The sequence below is a fragment of the Leptothrix discophora genome, from assembly GCF_030705305.1.
GTDB lineage: Bacteria > Pseudomonadota > Gammaproteobacteria > Burkholderiales > Burkholderiaceae_C > Sphaerotilus > Sphaerotilus discophorus.
Map to the genome: position 1 here is coordinate 79,296 of NZ_JAUZEE010000001.1, position 16,922 is coordinate 96,217.

At 70.2% G+C, this 16,922-nt stretch carries 14 protein-coding genes; 1 reads left to right on the top strand and 13 read right to left on the bottom strand.

Annotated features, from left to right (window positions below):
• Positions 1–2: 2 nt before the first annotated feature.
• The 6 genes from Q8X39_RS00350 to Q8X39_RS00375 form a co-directional block, all read right to left on the bottom strand.
• A complete protein-coding gene (locus Q8X39_RS00350; protein ID WP_305747643.1) occupies positions 3–2,810 on the bottom strand; it encodes a patatin-like phospholipase family protein in 2,808 nt (935 codons plus the stop codon).
• A gap of 160 nt (positions 2,811–2,970) precedes the next feature.
• Positions 2,971–3,537 carry a PEP-CTERM sorting domain-containing protein gene (locus Q8X39_RS00355; protein WP_305747644.1) on the bottom strand — a complete coding sequence of 189 codons (567 nt, stop codon included), beginning with the start codon at positions 3,535–3,537 and terminating at the stop codon, positions 2,971–2,973.
• Positions 3,538–3,850: 313 nt separating this feature from the next.
• On the bottom strand, positions 3,851–4,399 hold the full coding sequence (locus tag Q8X39_RS00360) for a PEPxxWA-CTERM sorting domain-containing protein (RefSeq protein WP_305747645.1): 549 nt from the start codon (positions 4,397–4,399) through the stop codon (positions 3,851–3,853).
• A gap of 144 nt (positions 4,400–4,543) precedes the next feature.
• A complete protein-coding gene (locus Q8X39_RS00365) occupies positions 4,544–5,083 on the bottom strand; it encodes a PEP-CTERM sorting domain-containing protein (RefSeq protein WP_305747646.1) in 540 nt (179 codons plus the stop codon).
• A 308-nt stretch (positions 5,084–5,391) separates the two neighbouring features.
• Entirely contained in the window at positions 5,392–6,093 is a 702-nt protein-coding gene (locus tag Q8X39_RS00370) for a PEP-CTERM sorting domain-containing protein (RefSeq protein WP_305747647.1), read from the bottom strand.
• Positions 6,094–6,242: 149 nt separating this feature from the next.
• Positions 6,243–7,841 (bottom strand): esterase/lipase family protein, encoded by a 1,599-nt coding sequence (locus Q8X39_RS00375; protein WP_305747648.1) that lies wholly within the window; start codon positions 7,839–7,841, stop codon positions 6,243–6,245.
• A gap of 274 nt (positions 7,842–8,115) precedes the next feature.
• On the opposite strand from Q8X39_RS00375, the gene Q8X39_RS00380 reads away from it, so the two are divergent.
• Positions 8,116–9,438 carry a UDP-glucose dehydrogenase family protein gene (locus Q8X39_RS00380; protein ID WP_305747649.1) on the top strand — a complete coding sequence of 441 codons (1,323 nt, stop codon included), beginning with the start codon at positions 8,116–8,118 and terminating at the stop codon, positions 9,436–9,438.
• Between the two features lie 137 nt (positions 9,439–9,575).
• Here Q8X39_RS00380 and Q8X39_RS00385 read toward each other — a convergent pair whose 3' ends face one another.
• The 7 genes from Q8X39_RS00385 to Q8X39_RS00415 form a co-directional block, all read right to left on the bottom strand.
• Positions 9,576–10,166 (bottom strand): CZB domain-containing protein, encoded by a 591-nt coding sequence (locus tag Q8X39_RS00385; protein ID WP_305747650.1) that lies wholly within the window; start codon positions 10,164–10,166, stop codon positions 9,576–9,578.
• A gap of 160 nt (positions 10,167–10,326) precedes the next feature.
• Entirely contained in the window at positions 10,327–11,517 is a 1,191-nt protein-coding gene (locus tag Q8X39_RS00390; protein WP_305747651.1) for an MFS transporter, read from the bottom strand.
• 85 nt (positions 11,518–11,602) lie between these two features.
• Positions 11,603–13,792 (bottom strand): putative bifunctional diguanylate cyclase/phosphodiesterase, encoded by a 2,190-nt coding sequence (locus Q8X39_RS00395; protein WP_305747652.1) that lies wholly within the window; start codon positions 13,790–13,792, stop codon positions 11,603–11,605.
• Positions 13,793–13,973: 181 nt separating this feature from the next.
• A complete protein-coding gene (locus tag Q8X39_RS00400) occupies positions 13,974–14,870 on the bottom strand; it encodes a Dyp-type peroxidase (RefSeq protein WP_305747653.1) in 897 nt (298 codons plus the stop codon).
• Between the two features lie 73 nt (positions 14,871–14,943).
• Positions 14,944–15,876, bottom strand: a complete 933-nt coding sequence (locus Q8X39_RS00405) for a segregation and condensation protein A (protein WP_407067942.1) — start codon at positions 15,874–15,876, stop codon at positions 14,944–14,946.
• On the bottom strand, positions 15,873–16,073 hold the full coding sequence (locus Q8X39_RS00410) for a DUF3460 family protein (protein ID WP_305747654.1): 201 nt from the start codon (positions 16,071–16,073) through the stop codon (positions 15,873–15,875). Before Q8X39_RS00410 ends, Q8X39_RS00405 begins: the two co-directional genes overlap by 4 nt.
• Positions 16,074–16,142: 69 nt before the next feature.
• Positions 16,143–16,922, bottom strand: a complete 780-nt coding sequence (locus Q8X39_RS00415) for a YoaK family protein (protein ID WP_305747655.1) — start codon at positions 16,920–16,922, stop codon at positions 16,143–16,145.

A 16,922-nucleotide genomic window follows, 5' to 3' on the forward strand; every position in this document is an offset into this window, starting at 1 on the left:
GTTCAGGCATGAGCGGTCTGGGGCGCGGTCGCAGCGGATGTGCCGGACGGGGCCGCAGGCGCATTTGCGAGTGGATCGCCATCGGGCCCCATCACCACCCACTCGCCCAACCGCCGGTAACTCTCGAACTGCCCCTCGTCAAAGAACTGGTCCGCCGTCGACTGGTGCGGGAAGGCCTTGCCGGGCTTGTCGTGGACGCGGGCGTAGTGCAGGACGTCGAGCGGCTCCTGGCCGGTCAGCACCGGCTTGATGTAGGTGAGCTGGCCATTGGGTGGTGGCGACTGGCCGGGCGGGCAGGGCACGCGGCTGTAGTCGATCGTCGCGTGGCGGATCGCGTGGGCCTTGGGGTCCAGGGTCTTGCCGGCTTCGGGACGGGGCAGCGGGTGGTCCGGGTCGAAGACGATCTCGACGCCGAAGTCGATGCGGACCTTGCGGATCGCGTCGTGCAGGTCGTCGTAGCAGTAGTTCGGGTCGCAGCCGGCGTCGACCACGACGATGCGGGCGCACTGGCGGCGCACCATCTCGTAGAGGCCCAGGTTCTCGAAGTGGCCGCCGTCGGACAGGAAGACGAAGTCGCGGTCCTCGCTGGTCGCGCCGGCTGCCTCGCGCAGCAGGTTGGGCAGGCCGAGGAGGGGTTCCTGGCGCTTCCACAGGCGACGCTTCTCGGTGCGCGGGTTGGGCAGCCAGCAGCCGAGCCTGGCGTTGAAGAAGGTCATCAGGAAGGCCACCAGCCGGGACGTGTGATAGCCCATGTTGGGCGATGCCGCCGCGCCGGAGATGGTCATCGCACGCCCCAGCGTCAGGCCCATGCGGCCGCCGTACTGCCAGGTCGGCGCATAGCCGAGCCGGTCGTTGCCGCAGTGCAGCGGCGTCATCGTGAAGGACGCGGCCTTGCGCTGCTGCCACTCCAGCCGTCCGCCCGAGGGCTTGACCAGGTTGAGCGCCACGTTGATGACCGGCAGCAGCCGGCGTTCTTCCGGTGGCCGCGGGCCTTCTGGCGGATGGGCGAGTTCGGCCAGCAGGATGTTGTCGCGCGGGTCGAAGCCGGTGAACGCGTGCGGCCGTCGATGCTCGCGGGTCGCGCCCAGGAAGGCCCGTTGCAGCCGGTTGCCATACATGTTGTGCAGCGAGAAGGTGTTGACGCCGACCACCGCCGACATCGCCAGCCCGAACAGCGCGAGCACGAGCATCGCGCCGAGCAGCAGGTCGACGTCGGACTCGTCCAGCACGGTCTCGTAGGTCAGGGCCGCACGCAGCGACATCGGGACCGGCTCGGGGCGAACGTCGGCTGCAGCCGATGCAGCGGCAGAGGCGGCGGCCGCAGCCTTCGCCTGCTTCAGCGCGGCCTGCAGGGCTGCCTCGTCCTGCCAGGCGCGCGCGCCGGCCACCGTGGCGTCGAGCTGGCCGGTCCGCACGACCGCGTCGGCCACGCGCAGCGAACACGACAGCGCATAGCTCAGGCCCAGCACCAGGGCCAGCGTCGACACCAGCGCGCCCAGGTCGAGCAGCCGGGTGCCCGTTAGCTCGGCCAGCGTCTGGGCCTTGCTGCGGACATCCGCGCCGTTCTTGCTCCAGAAGCCCACCAGCGTGGTCACCAGGCCGATCAGCGCGGCGCCGACGCCGGCCGTCTGCGGGCCCAGGCCGAGCCGCATCGGCGGCGTCGCCAGCAGCCAGCCCGGCAGGTGCAGCACGATGAGGGCGACCAGCAGCCAGGCCATGCCCGCACCCAGCCACCAGGCGCCGGCGCGGGCCCACCACTCGCGGTCGTCCTCGCTGGAACAGCGTGCCGACAGGCCGACGTGGCAGGTCATGCCGACCCAGAAGACCATCAGCAGCGCGGGCACCGACAGCGTGGCGTACCAAGCCGGCGTGAGCTTGGCGCCCTGGATCACCGCGCCGTAGAGCACCATGCCGCCCGCCACGCCGCTGGCGACCATGAAGCCGAGGTCCAGCAGCAGGATGCCCCAGCCGCGCCGGCGCATGCCCAGGCCGCGCAGGTGGCGCCAGGCCAGCCCGACGACGACGCCCAGCGCATGCGCGAGCACGCTGTAGAGCATCAGCCGGGCCATGCCGTCATCCGGCGAGACGACCTGCCAGCGCGCCGACCAGCTCAGCAGCACGGCCGCCACCAGCAGCGCGCCCAGGCAGTAGACGTTGGCGCGGTTGGGCGGGGCCTTGGGCGGCGTCTCGCCGGGCAGGTCCGCGACCATGTAGGCAATGGCCATGACCAGCAGCGCGACGCCCGCCCAGGGCGTGCCGGCCTGCAGCCAGGCGGGCACCGCGTAGCCGTTGACCATGGCCATCATCAGCCGGGGCAGCAGCAGCGCGGCGGCCATCAGCGGCAGGACGACCAGCCAGTGCAGGGTGATGTTGCGCAGGAAGATCGCCGCCAGCGAGAGCGAGTCGGTCGACAGTCCGCGCACCGGACTGAGGTAGTTGGCGTAGGCACGCAGGCGGTGCAGCGGCTCGGGCTCGGCCCGGCTGCCGGGTTCGGCGCCGGCCAGCGCGGCGTTGACGTCGGCCAGCGAGCGGTGCCGGATCCAGCTGCTCAGCCAGCTGCCGATGTAGCCGCCGCCGGAGACGGTCGAGAGGTAGTGGAAGCGGCCCAGTTCGCCGCGCCGCGCGAGGCCCTGCAGCACGCCCAGGCTGAAGGTGGCGCTGCGGATGCCGCCACCGGACAGGCACAGGGCCGACAGGGGTTCGGCCCGGCCGTCCGCGCCGGGCGCCAGGCCCAGCCACTGGCGTTCGGCGGCGAGCACCGTCTCGATGTCACAGGCGTCGCCCGCCGGGGTCCTGGGATCGCTGCGCATGTCCGTGTCTCCGGCACGTCGGCGGCCGATCTGCAGGAACTGCGGAATCTGCGCGAAACGTGCAAGCCAGGATCATGCGGCGCGACCCGGTCGGGCGCATGCGCGTGGGCCCGAAAGGCCACAGGAAGGATCGACGTGGAAGCGGCTTGCGTGCGGCCTGTCACGCGCCATCGATGCCGGCATGGGCCGGGCGGCGGCGCTGGCTCAGGAAGCCGATGGCGCCGAGGCCGGCCAGCAGCATCGAGACCGGGGCAGGCTCTGGCACCGGGCTGACGCTGCGCAGGCTGACGTGGTCGATGGCGGACTCGCGGTTGTTGCGGCCGGTGAAGGTCAGCGTCGTGATGCCGTTGCGCTGCGCGACGAAGTCGTGGACGTAGGTGCGGGTCTGGCCGGACGTGGCCGCGAGGTTGAGGTTGGGGGTCTGCGCGTAGCCGCGGCCGGCAAAGTCCAGCTGCAGGCCGCTGCCGTTGCGGCCGCTGGCGCGGTAGTCGAAGCTCAGCTGGTAGGCCTGGTTGGCGATGACCGCGAAGGTCTGCGCCAGCACGTCCTGCCGGCTGTCGAACACGGCCTGGCCGCCGCTCAGCACGACGCCGAACTGGGCCCAGCCGGCGAGACCGTCCGCGAAGCTGCCGTTGCTGACCAGCTCGGGGCCCCAGGCGGTCGGACCCGTCGTACTGGACTGGGCGGTGGCGCCGGTGCTGACCAGGGTCAGGGCGATCAGCAGCATGCCGGTGATCCGGCAGGTGGCATTCGCTCTCGTGTTCGCTGTCGTGTTCGCGTTCCTGTGGGCTTTCGACTTCGCGTTCGTGATGCGGTCCATGCGGTGTCCTCCGTGACGGTTGGCAGGGCAGCTGCCGGGACCGTCTCCGGTCGCATCGCGCAACTGCTGGCTGCCTGTCAGCTTAGAGGTCGACCGGAACCGGCAAACCGCGAAAAGGGCCGATGGGCACGGGCTTCTCCCGCCTGGATGTCGCGTGAGGCACCGTTCGGCAGGCAAAAAAAAGCGCCCCGAAGGGCGCTGGTCCTGCAGGTCGAGAACGTCAGGCTTGTGCGGCCTTGCGACGGCGCGACAGGTAGCCGATGGCACCGAGGCCGGCCAGCATCATGGCGTAGGTCTCGGGTTCCGGGACCGGCGCGGCGGCCGTGATCGTCACGTTGTCGAGGTAGGTGTTCTTCTGCGTGCCGAGGAAGCGGATCACCGTGTTGGCGTCGTTCGCGGCCACGAAGCTGTAGCTGCCGGAAGTGGGCGCACCGTTCGACGGGACGAAGGTCAGGGCCGTCGGCGTGCTGAAGCCGAGTCCGTTGAAGTCCAGGCGCAGGCCGTTGCCCGTGCTGCCGCTGGCGGCGTAGTCGAAGGCCAGCGTGTACGTGTAGCCGGCCAGCACCGCGAAGGAGCGGGTCAGGCGGTCGGCGCTGCTGTTGAAGTGCGCGCCGAAGGTGGTCCAGTCGACGCCGACCGAGGTCCAGCCGGACAGGTCGGTGTCGAAGGTGCCGAGCACGGTGGTGGTGCCAGCGGCCTGGGCGTGGCCGGCGAGGGCCAGCGTCGCGGCGAGGGCTGCGGTGCGCAGCGTGTGGTGCAGGGTGTTCATACGGATCCTTTGCGTGTGTCGATCGGTGTCCGTCCGATCCCGGTGGCCAGTTCCCTCATCGGCGGTCGCGACGACGTCTGGCAGGTTGGGGGCGAGGCTTCAGGTTGGGCCGGTCCGCGCGTGGCGGACCGGCGATCCGCCCTGTCAGACCGCGCCAGCCTTGCGACGGCGCGACATGAAGCCGATGGCACCGAGGCCGGCCAGCAACATGGCGTAGGTCTCGGGTTCCGGCACCGCGGTGACGTTGGCCGAGAAGTTGGTGGCCGCCACGAGGTTGTTGGCCGGGTTGGCCGAGTCGACCAGGCGGACCGCGTAGTTGCCGCCGGCCACGCCGCTGAACGTGGAGCTGAAGTTGGTCAGGTTGCCGTTGATCAGGCCGAGCATCGCGTAGGCGCCGCCGGGTGTGCCGGTGCCCAGCGCCTGGCTGCCGCCGGTCGGGGACAGCGAGACCTGGAGCGTCGGGCTGATCGTGTTGCCGGTGATGAAGCCGAACGACGGCATCGTGAACAGCGAGAAGTTGATGACGACGTCGTTCAGGGCCGCGAGGGCGCTGAAGCTGCCGATCAGCAGGTTGACGTTGGCGTTGCCGTCGACTTCCGCGTTCACGGTGGTGTCGACGGGTGCCGCGTGGGCACCGAGGCTGCCCACCGCGATGGCGGCGGCAACGATGAGTTTCTTGAACATGAGGTCTTCCTTTCCCTGGCCGAGGTGATGGCCGGAGACCTGGGGTCCCGACCGGTGGGGTGCGTGAAGAACTGCGCTCGCAGTCTTAACGTTCCTGTGGTCATCGTAGGGGCAGGGCCTGGCGGTCCGATCGCCGGGAAGGCCCATGAACACGGGGGTTCCGTGGGTCTGAGCCGACGAAACCCGTGAATCGGGGGTGTGTCGAGGGCTCAAGTTCCGGCTTTGCCGATTTGGCGTGGGACCGCGACGCCACCAACGAAAAGAGCGTCCCGAAGGACGCTCTGTGGTGTGGCGGGATCGAGGGTCGATCAGACCTGCGCGGCCTTGCGACGGCGCGACAGGAAGCCGATGGCACCGAGGCCGGCGAGCATCATGGCGTAGGTCTCGGGCTCGGGCACGGCGGTGACCGTGGCGCTGAAGTCGTCAATGCGCAGGGTGCCGCTGTTGGCCAGGCCCGAGCGGTTCCAGGTGAAGGTGTGGTTGCCGCTGGCCAGGCCGTTGAAGTTCAGCGTGGCGAAAAAGGGGCCGCTGGCCGAGCTGGGGTTGCCAAGACCGCTGCCGGAGACGGCGGCGTTGTCCAGCGAGCCGCTCAGCGTGTCCATGGTCCAGGTGTTGAAGCCGGTATTGATGACGCCGTTGTTGGCAGTGGAGTTGCCAAGGGTGTTGTTGTAGGCGAACTGGAACAGCACGTTCGACAGCGGCGCGGTCAGGCTGAAGTTCAGCGTGAACGAGTCGTTGCGGCCCAGCACGAGGAAGTTGTCGGCCTCGGGGCCTCCCACCGTGACGGCGGTGTCCTCGAACCAGGATCCGCTGATCAGGCTGGTCGAGAACGAGGACAGGACGTTCGTGCCGCCATAGGCGTTCGTGGTCGGATTCAGACCTCCGGGCGTCGGCACCGCTGCGGACAGGCCGTTGAAGTTCTCGCTGGCCTGCGCCTGCGCGCCAAAGCCGATGAACAGGGTCGCTGCAGCCAGCGCTGCGGCGCGAACGGTGTGATGAATGGACGTCATGCTTCCCTTTCGGTGTGTGGTGTGTCGCTGCCGTCCTGCGGTCGGATGACCATCGACGGACTTCTTAACAACAGATTAAGGAAAGCCTGGCGCCCCGCCCATCCCCGAACAGGTGGGGTCCCCCGCGAATCGGGGATGGCCTGTCGTCCTCAGCCCTCGTTCCACCCGCTCACGATCAGCCTGACCTTGCCCTTGATGCCGGGAGACTTGGCGTTCTCGAACGGCACCAGCACCTGCACCTTGCCTTGCTTGAGCTGCTTGAAGCTGAGGTCGGCGCGGGCGCTGGCCACGGGCTGGCCTTGCCAGGTGGCGGTGAACTGCCAGGCCTCGCCGGCCACCTTGGGCGGCACCAGCTCGATCACGGCGGTGTCGCGGAACAGGAAGTTGCCCTCGTAGTGCTGGTCGGGCCAGAAGGACTTGACCTGCTGGTAGTCGGGCGTGCGCACGTTGAGCGTCATCGCGTAGGCCAGCGACGGCCGCTCGCGGTTGACGCGGGCGCTGTTGGACAGGAAGACGGTCGACAGGTAGATGCTGCGGCGGTCCTTGGCGGCCGGGTCGGTCAGCTCCTGGTGGGTGCGGCAGGCTGGCGAGTCCTCCTCGGCCAGGCGGCGCGTGAGGTACCAGCGCTTGCCGCGCGGACTGGCCAGGAACTCGATCTGGTAGAGCGCCCGGATGTCGGACTTGCCCTGCAGCGGCTCGGGCAGGGTGACGCCGTCGATGTCCAGCCAGATGTCCACGCGCACGTCGCCGAACAGGAAGCGCGTGAGGTTCTGGTAGCCCTCCTCGCTGTTGACGATGCCGTAGGTGCCCGAGTGCGAGCGGTAGGCATAGGCGCAGGCGGCCGGCTCGACCGCGTCGCCCTTGGCGTTGGCGCCCCAGACGGTGGCGTTCTCGATGCGCACCAGGCCGTCGCTGCCGTGGCCGGAGAAGGTGCGGGACAGGCCCATCGCGACCTCGTAGTCGCCCCGGTTGGTGCCCACCATGCAGAAGAAGCGGCTGGCCGGGAAGGTCGACGGCGGCAGCAGGTCGACGCGCTGGCTGCGCGTGTACACGGGGCTGCCCGCGATGCCGAGGTAGCCGGCCATGCGTTCGCGGTTGAAGTTGTTGATGTCGTTGGCGCCCATCCACTTCGGCACGTTCAGGCCGAGCATGTCGATGCCGTTGTGCGGCGTGCCGTAGGTGAAGACCTTGTCGACCGACTTGCGCAGGGGCTTGTCGCCGAGGTCGGGGTTCTGCAGGAAGGCCCGCACCACCAGGCCGCCCATCGAGTGCGCGACCAGGTAGCAGCGGAAGTCCGCCGGGGCGACCGCGTTGGCCGGCCGGGCGCAGACCAGGTCGCGGACCCGGCCGATCAGGTCGGACAGGCCACGCGCGTACTGCTCGATGGTGTCGGCCTGGCCGTCGCCGAACAGCCGCGAGCCTTCGTCGTAGTAGCGGTAGACCACGATCGAGCGTGCGCCGATGCCGGGCTCCTGCGTGCCGTCATGCGCGACCGGCGGGGCCCAGTCGGGGTCGAGGATGTCCAGGCCGTTCTCGTAGATGTCGCGGTAGCCGTGGTCCGAGCCCAGCCGCAGCACCGGCGACTCGAAGATGAACTTCTTCGGCGGCGTGTGCCGGTCCGGCGTGGCGCGGTAGGTGGTCGAGCCGAGGTTGAAGCCGCAGAAGGGGTCGGCGGCGGTCTCGTCGCGCTCGCCGGCGTTCATGGCGTAGCCGCGCACGTAGATGATCGGGAAATAGGGGGCGTCCATCGGTGTCTCCGGTGCTGCGGCCCGGGCCTGGGCCAGCGTCGCATTGCAGCGCGGCTTTGCGGGTTTGGGAACCGGGTCGGACGTCGCGGCCGTGCACGGCTTCATCGATTTGCCACGGATGCCACGGCATGATTGCTCACCAGCCGCTCTTCGCATCGGCATGCAGCCGGAATCAGGGCTCACGCGGGGGCTGTTCTGATAGAACCTCGCCTGTTCGCGCCGGACTGCCTCGGGCAGGCTGGCGCCACTTGAACTTGATGAGGGAATCCCGCGCATGAAAGTCACTGTCGTCGGCACCGGTTATGTGGGCCTGGTCACGGGCGCCTGCCTGTCTGAAATGGGCAACCACGTGCTGTGCCTGGACCTGGACGCCAGCAAGATCCAGACGCTGCTCGATGGCGGCATTCCCATCCACGAGCCGGGACTGGAAGAGGTGGTGCGACGCAACGTCGCCGCCGGCCGGCTGGAGTTCACGACCGACGTGGAGCGCGCCGTCTCGCACGGCACCATCCAGTTCATCGCCGTGGGCACGCCGCCCGACGAGGACGGCTCGGCCGACCTGAAGTACGTGCTGGCCGCGGCCCGCAGCATCGGCCGCACGATGACCGACTTCAAGGTCATCGTCGACAAGAGCACCGTGCCGGTGGGCACCGGTGACAAGGTCAAGGCGGCGGTCGAGGATGAGCTGGCCAAGCGCGGCGTCAAGCTCGACTTCGCGGTCTGCTCCAACCCCGAGTTCCTCAAGGAAGGCGCGGCGGTCAAGGACTTCATGAGCCCCGACCGCGTCGTCGTCGGTGCCGAGGACGAGCGCGCGATCCTGCTGATGCGCGCGCTCTACGCGCCCTTCATCCGCAACCGCGAGCGGATGATGGTGATGGACGTCAAGAGCGCCGAGTTCACCAAGTACGCCGCCAACGCGATGCTGGCCACCCGCATCAGCTTCATGAACGAGCTGTCGCGCCTGGCCGAGAAGGTCGGCGCCGACATCGAGCTGGTGCGCCAGGGCATCGGTTCGGACCCGCGCATCGGCACGCACTTCCTGTACGCCGGTGCCGGCTACGGCGGCAGCTGCTTCCCGAAGGACGTCAAGGCGCTGGCCCGTACCGCTGCCGACGCCGGCATGCCCAGCAAGATGCTGACCGCCGTCGAGGCCGTCAACGACGAGCAGAAGCAGGTGCTGGTGCGCAAGGTCGTCGACCGCTACGGCGACGACCTGAGCGGGCGCACCTTCGCGCTGTGGGGCCTGGCCTTCAAGCCCAACACCGACGACATGCGCGAGGCCCCGAGCCGCGTGATCATCGAGGAGCTGGCCATGCGCGGTGCGCGCATCCAGGCCTATGACCCGGTGGCCATCCCCGAGGCCAGCCGCGTGATGCCGGCCAGCGAGGCGCTGAACTACGCCACCGGCGCCATGGCCGCGCTGGAAGGCGCCGACGCGCTGGTGATCGTCACCGAGTGGCGCGAGTTCCGCACGCCGGACTTCGACGCCATCCGCGACGCGCTCAAGGACAAGCTGGTGATCGACGGCCGCAACATGTACGACCCGGCGCTGATCCGCACCTTCGGGCTGGACTACCGCTGCATCGGCCGGCCCTGAACTGCTTGCGCCCATGAAGAACGCCGGCCCTGGGCCGGCGTTTCCTTTGGTGACCTTGCTTGCGTCCGGTGGGGTACGGTGGCCCCGTTCGTGCCAGCCCGGTCCAGCCGGCGGTCCAGTCGGCGGTGTGGGCCGCCTCAGGCCATCAGGTGCGCGCCCGGATACCGCGGCGCGTGCAGGGCCGGATGGGCCGCATCGAGCTCATCCAGGCAGCCGAAGCTGCTGACGCTGACGCGCCCGCCGCGGTCCAGGAAGAACTGCGACAGCTGGGCGCGGACCTGCTCGGCGTAGCGGGCATAGAGGCCCACGTGCAGCATCGCGCGGGCCTGGCGCAGCTGGCCTTCACGCTGCAGTTCCAGCACGTCGCCGGCGGCGAGGTGGAGGTTGCGGTGGCTGACGATCAGGCGGCGGTAGGTCGGCAGCCTGCCGTAGAGCATGTAGCCGTCGCCGTGCAGCCAGCGGCCGAGCCGGCCGGTGTCGCAGCGGCGGATGCGCTCGATGTCCAGCCTGGGGTCGTCCTGGCCGGTGAGGGCGGCTTCCAGGCGGCGTGTCAGCGCGGTGTGGGCCCGCATCGCGGTGCCGAAGTCCATGCCGTCGGCGCAGCGCATCTCGCTCGGGCGACCGGCTCGCCGGTACGCCGGCTCGTCATCGTCGCTTGCTTGAACGTCCAGGGGGTCCAGCAGGTACAGGCGCGCCGCGATGTGGGCCAGACCATCCAGAAAGTTCATCGGGAATCCCTCGAATCTGTAGACGCGCCCCTGAAACAGGGGATGGCGAACAGATACAAATTGTGTATTCGAGGCTGACGTGAAACTTTCAGATTGCCATCGATTCTTGAACCATCCTTACCCAACCGTGTATGGCTGACGCTTGACGGGTGTCAATCGTTCAGCCCTTGTCCAGGGTCAGGCGCTGGGACCCGATGCGGGCCAGCCAGACGATGGCCGCGCCCAGCAACAGCAGGGGCACCAGCGTGGCCGCGTTCATCGCCTGCCAGCCGCCCTGGACGACCAGCGCGCCCGAGCCGAAGGCGGTCAGCGTCATCACGACGTAGACGCAGAAGTCCAGCCCGGCCTGCGCGGTGGTGCGCTCCTCGGGCCGGTAGCACTCGGTGGCCAGCGCGGTGCCGCCGATGTAGAGGAAGTTCCAGCCCAGGCCCAGCACGAACAGCGCGACCAGGAAGTGCATCAGGTCGACGCCCGACAGCGCCACCGCCACGCAGGCGATGTTGAGCACCAGCCCGGCGCTGAGGATCCTGACGGTGCCGAAGCGCTTGATCAGGTTGCCGGTGAAGAAGCTCGGCACGAACATGCCCAGCACATGCCACTCCAGCACCAGCGCGGCCGACGCGAAGGGGTGGCCGCACTGTGACATCGCGATCGGTGTGGCCGACATCAGCAGGTTCATGACGCCGTAGCCCATCGAGCAGGCCGCGATGGCCACGATGAACTTCGGCTGGCGGATGATCTCGCGCAGCGGACGGCCGCGCGCGGCGCTGCCGTCGGCGGCCAGCGGCGCGGCCATCACCGGGAAGCGGATGAACTGCATCACCACGATGCCGGCGGCGGCCAGCACCATCAGCGCCAGGTAGGGGCCGACGAAGGGCACGACCAGCGCCTCGCGGGTGGCGCTGGCCAGGTTCGGGCCGACCACCGCGCCGATGATGCCGGCGGCCAGCACCCAGGAAATCGCCTTTTCCTTGTAGGACGGCTCGACCAGCTCGGCCGCCGCGAAGCGGTAGAGCGAGGCATTGGCGTTGAAGTAGCCGTTGATCAGCGTGGCGGTGGAGAGCAGCCAGAAGCTGCCGATCCAGGCCGCCCAGGCCGCCAGGGCGGCCGCGCCCATGCCCACCAGCAGGCCGAGCTGGAAGGTGCGCTGGCGGCCCCAGGCGCGCTGGTGCCGCGCGACCAGCGGCGTGGCCAGCGCGCCGCCGGCAACGTAGGCGGCGATCGGCAGCGTGGCCAGGAAGGCGGACGGGGCCAGGTGCAGGCCGAGCAGGCCATTGACCGCGACCAGCGTGACGTTGGTCGACAGGAACAGCCCCTGGCAGATCGCCAGCAGCAGCAGTTGAGCGTTCATCGGTGCCCCTCGTTGGAGCGCGGCAGTGTAGGGGGCGGTCTGTCCCTGCCGAGACGCCCGCCCAGACCCCCGCCCGGACCGGCGCTCAGGCCGGCAGCAGGCCCAGCGGCGCCGGTTCGGTCGGGGCGGGCAGGCTGCGGGCGCGCGACATCGGCAGGCCGCCGGCGACGCGCTCGCGCAGCAGCGCCGCGATGGTCGTGCTGTCCTGCGCCTGTGCGTACAGGTAGCCCTGGGCGATGTCGCAGTCGTGCTCGGCCAGGAACTGGCGCTGCTCCTCGGACTCGACGCCCTCGGCCACCACCGGCAGGCCCAGCCCGTGAGCCAGCGCGATCGTGGCGCGCACGATGGCCGCGCCGTTCGGGTCGCGGCTGATGTCGCGCACGAAGCTCGGGTCGATCTTGATCTGGTCGACGCGGAAGTTCTTCAGGTGCGACAGCGACGAGAAGCCGGTGCCGAAATCGTCCATCGAGACCTGCACGCCCATCTCGCGCAGCTCGGCCAGGAGGCTGCGCAGCTGGCCCAGGTCGGCCATCGCGGTCGACTCGGTGACCTCGATCTTGAGCAGGCCCGGCGCGACGTGGTGTTCGGCCAGCGCCTGCCCCACCACGCTGACCAGGCGGCGGTCCAGGCATTGCCGGGTCGACACGTTGACCGACACCGGCACCAGCGGCAGGCCCTGCGAGCGCCAGCGGGCGAGCTGGCCGATGGCCTCGCGCACGACCCATTCGCCGATGTGCAGGATCAGCGAGGTCTCCTCGGTGACGGGCAGGAAGCGCGCCGGACGCCAGAGCGTGCCGTCCGGCTGGCGCCAGCGCAGCAGCGCCTCCAGGCCGACCACCTGGCCGCTGCGCAGGTCGACCTGCGGCTGGTAGTGCAGCACGAAGCTGTTCTGGTCCAGGGCGTGGCGCAGGCGGGTTTCCAGGGCCAGCCATTCGCGCGTCCAGGCCGGCATCTCGCTGGCATAGAACTCGAAGCGCCGGCCGCCACGGGCCTTGCCGCGGTACATGGCGGTGTCGGCCATGGCCAGCAGGGCGTCGGCGGCGCAGCCATCGTGCGGGGCCATCGCGATGCCGACGCTGCAGCCGCAGGCGACCTCGATCGCGGCGGCGTCCTCCGCCTCGATGCGGATCTCGCGGATCACCGCGTCGATCATCTGCGCGGCCCGCGCGGCCACCACCTCGCGGTCGTGGGCGTCCTCCAGCAGCACGACGAACTCGTCGCCACCCCAGCGCGCCAGCGTGTCGTGGGCACGCAGGCAGCGCTGCAGGCGCTGCGCCACGGTGCGCAGCACCGCGTCGCCCTGGCGGTGGCCCAGGCTGTCGTTGATGCGCTTGAAGCGGTCGAGGTCGATGAAGAGCACGGCGACGTGGCGATGCCCGGCCTGCGCGGCCAGCACCGCCTGCTGCAGCCGGTCGCTCAGCAGCGCGCGGTTGGGCAGGCCGGTCAGGGCGTCGTGGGTCGCGTCGCGCTGCAGGCGCTCGGCGTTGGCGATCTGTTCGGTCATGTCCGACAAGGCCAGCACCACGGCGATGACCCGCCCGCCCTGGTCGGTCGGCAGGCGGCTGTCGACCGGGCGACCGTGCTGTCGCTCGGCCGGCAACAGGCTGGCCGGGCGGGTGACCGCATCCTTGGCCGGCGTCTGCTCGAAGACCGGACTGGCAACCACCTGCACGCGACGCTCGCCAGCGTCGGTTGAGAGCTGCAGCGTATGGCCGACCTCGACCACCCGGCGCGAGCGGCGGCAGCGCGCCAGTGCCTCGGCCAGCGCTTGCGCGTCGGCCGCCGGCCAGGGCAGGGCCTGCACCACGGACAGGCCCAGCAGCTGCGGCGCGGCCAGGTTGCACAGCCGTTCGGCACTTGGGTTGAGGTAGCGCAGCCGGTCGGCCGCATCGACCGTCATCACGCCGTCGGTGATGGCCTGCAGCGTCGCCGCGGCACGGTTGCGTTCCTGCCGCAGGGCCCGACGGGCCAGCCGCAATTCACGGTTGCGGGTCAGCAGCACCGCCAGCGCGATGCCCAGCGTCAGCATGATGGCCGGGACCCAGGCCCGGGCCGGCGTGGGTGACAGGGACAGGCCCCAGTCGTCGAAGACGAACAGCAGCGGCTCGATCGCCAGCTCGGTCAGCACCATCGTCGTGATGGCGATTACCCAGGGCCGCCGGGCGATCCGCCACAGCCGTGCCGGCCAGGCTTGCCGGAGGCTGGTGGCGGCGGGTGCGGCAGTGGCTGCGGCGGTGGGTTCGGCGGAAGGGGGAGAGGGTCGGCGGGCGGTCATCGGTGGGCTTCAAGCCTGAAGCACAGATTAACTGCCCGGCAATAACCGGCACGTCTCAACCTTCGGAGGGATTGCCGGTTTTTTCACAAAAAGACACGGCACTTGATCGGCCGCGGTTGACCTTGCCTCAAGCTCGTTGGATGGGAAAAAGGTCCATTCCATCGGGCCTTTGGGGTGAGGCTCAATCGATGATCCTGAGGGCGCGCAGGTCGATGCGGCCGTCGTGCATCGGCGGACACCACAGTGTGGCGCCGGACAGCGGGCGGCTGAATCCGAACAGCGCGTCGACCTGACCGTCCTCGGCGCCGGCCATGCGCGCAAGCTGGGCCTCGAAGGCATCGAGGCGCTGGGCGAAGGCGCTGAAGTAGAGGCCGCCGCGCCCTTCGGACAGCCACGGCATCGAGCGGCGCAGCACGAAGGCCTCGGGCGCGAAGTCTTCCTGGGCGGTGCGCTTGACGTGGGCGGTCTCGGGCGCGTCCTCGATCTCCTCGTTGTCGGCCAGGCGGCGGCCGATGGCGAGGTCACGCTGCGCCGGCGCCAGGGCCCGGAAGGCCGCCAGGTCGTGCTGCCAGCGCTGCACGGCCAGCAGGCTGCCGCCGTCCAGGCCGGCGCCCTGGCCGTCGATGAAGGCCGTGGCCAGGGCGGCGTCGCCGACCGGGTTCTCGGTGCCGTCCTCGTAGCCGGTCAGGTCACGGCCTTCGGCATGGCGGAAGGCGGGCAGGTTCTCGGTGATCGAGAAGGCCGGCGTCAGGCGCTCGACCAGCGCCTCGGCCTGCCACAGCAGCGCAGCCGGGTCGTCGCCGCGCAGCCACAGCCACAGGTCGAAGGGCGTGGCCGGCAGGTCGACGCGGGCATCGACCGGGGCGCGGAAATCGCGCAGGCCGGGCACCGCATCGGCGCTGGCCAGCCGCGTCACCAGCCCGGCGCCCAGGCCCAGCACGGCGCTGCGGCCGTCGACCTCGGCGGCCAGCGCGCGCAGCAGGTGGCGCAGGCGGCCCAGGTCGGCGTCGGGCCGCAGCGCACATCCGAGGTAGCGGCCGTGGGCCGGGACGGGTTCGAGGATGCCGGGCTGGAACATGGCGGTTCGGGGGGGGACGTGGGGTGACGGGACGTGCAGGCGACAGCGGCGACGCGGCAGGCCGGGGCGGGACTCAGCCGACCAGCAGCGCGTCGTCCTCGTCGTCGAGCACGGGCTCTTCGAGGGCGCTGGCCTGGTAGGCCAGCCGGACGTAGACCGGCGCGAAGGCTTCGGCCTGGGTGATCTCGAGCAGGCGCTCGCGGGCGAGTTCGAGCATCGCGATGAAGGTCACGACCACGACCTGGGTGCCGTGGCCGGTCTCGAACAGGTCCTGGAACTCGACGAAGCGCTGTCCCTGCAGCTTGCGCAGCAGGATGCTCATGTGTTCGCGCACCGACAGCTGCTCGCGGCTGATGCGGTGGTGCTCCGTCAGGCGGGCGCGCTTGAGGACGTCGGCCCAGGCGTCGCGCAGCTCGGCCAGGCCGACCTCGGGCCAGCGCGGCTCGTCGGACTGCTCGATCGTGACCTGCGCGCGCAGGAAGTCGCGGCCCAGCACCGGCAGGCCGTCGAGGCGGGCGGCGCCGAGCTTGATGCGCTCGTACTCCAGCAGCCGGCGGACCAGCTCGGCGCGCGGGTCCTGGACCTCGTCGGCGCCTTCGACCTTCCGGGGCGGCAGCAGCATGCGCGACTTGATCTCGATGAGCATCGCCGCCATCAGCAGGTACTCGGCGGCGAGTTCGAGGTTGTGCTCGCGGATCTGGTCGACGTAGTCGAGGTACTGGCGCGTGACATCCGCCATCGGGATGTCGAGGATGTTGAAGTTCTGCTTGCGGATCAGGTAGAGCAGCAGGTCCAGCGGTCCCTGGAAGGTCTCCAGGAAGACCTCCAGCGCATCCGGCGGGATGTAGAGGTCCTGCGGCATCGAGAACAGTGGCTCGCCGTAGAGCCGCGCGACCGCGACGTGGTCGACCACGTCGGTGGCGACCTCGTCCGGCTGGGGCGCGTCACCGAGCGCCTGCGCCTCGGCGGCCAGGGCCGCCGCGCCGTTCTCGTCGACCGGGCTCAAGCCTTGGTCTGGTAGACGTAGGGCTGCTGGGGCACGCGGGCGTCCTTGAAGTCGGTCTCGGCCACGTGGTCGATCGGGCGGTCCCACAGCAGGCCGCGGCCTTCGCGCTGGCGCGATTCGAGCTTCGGGTCCTGCTGCTTGAGCGACTCGATGAACTGGGTCGTCTCGGACTTGTAGTGTTTCCAGAAGAGCGGCATGTCGGTCCCGGCGCTGAGGCCGTCGGTCGTTGGTGGAATCCCGCGATTTTAGGGCGCGGGACCGGGTCGTCAGGGGGTCGGATGGGCGCGGCCGCGCAGATCGTCCAGCACCGGCAGGGCCGCCAGCAGCACCAGCGCCAGGGCCAGCGGCACGGTGGCGATGAAGCCGGAGTGCTTGAAGGCCAGCGCGCCGACCAGGCCGCCGGCGAAGAACAGGCCGGCGATCAGCACCAGCACGGCCAGGCGCTCGCGGTTGGCCTGCACCGGCGGCAGCGTCGGTTCGCCCGGTCCGGCCGGGGCGTTCCAGTAGACCGCCCGGCCCAGCTCGATGCCGATGTCGGTGATCACGCCCGTCAGGTGGGTGGTGCGGATCTCGGCGTTCGAGATCTTGGTCACCACCGCGTTCTGCAGGCCCATGATGAAGCACAGCAGCAGCACGGTGGCCGGCAGCAGCGCCTGCGCGCCGAGGCTGGCCGACCAGTGCTCCAGCGTGCCGCCGAGCAGGCCGAAGACCAGCAGCAGCAGCGCTTCCAGCAGCAGCGCGAGCGCGTACTCGCTGTGCATGGCGCGACGGCGGGCCCAGTTCGTCAGCACCGCCGTGGTCATCGCCCCGGCGACGAAGGCCAGCAAGGCCAGCAGGCCCGCGCCGGCCGCGACCCAGGCGCCCAGCACCAGGTCGTCGGCCAGGGCCGAGACCACGCCGGTCATGTGCGAGGTGTAGCGCTGCACGGCCAGGAAGCCACCGGCGTTGATCGCACCGGCGTTGAAGGCCAGCAGCGCGCCGAGCCGGCGGTTGGCGGCGCGTGTGCGGTGGCGGCCGGTCAGGCCGCGCAGGTAGGCACCGGGCAT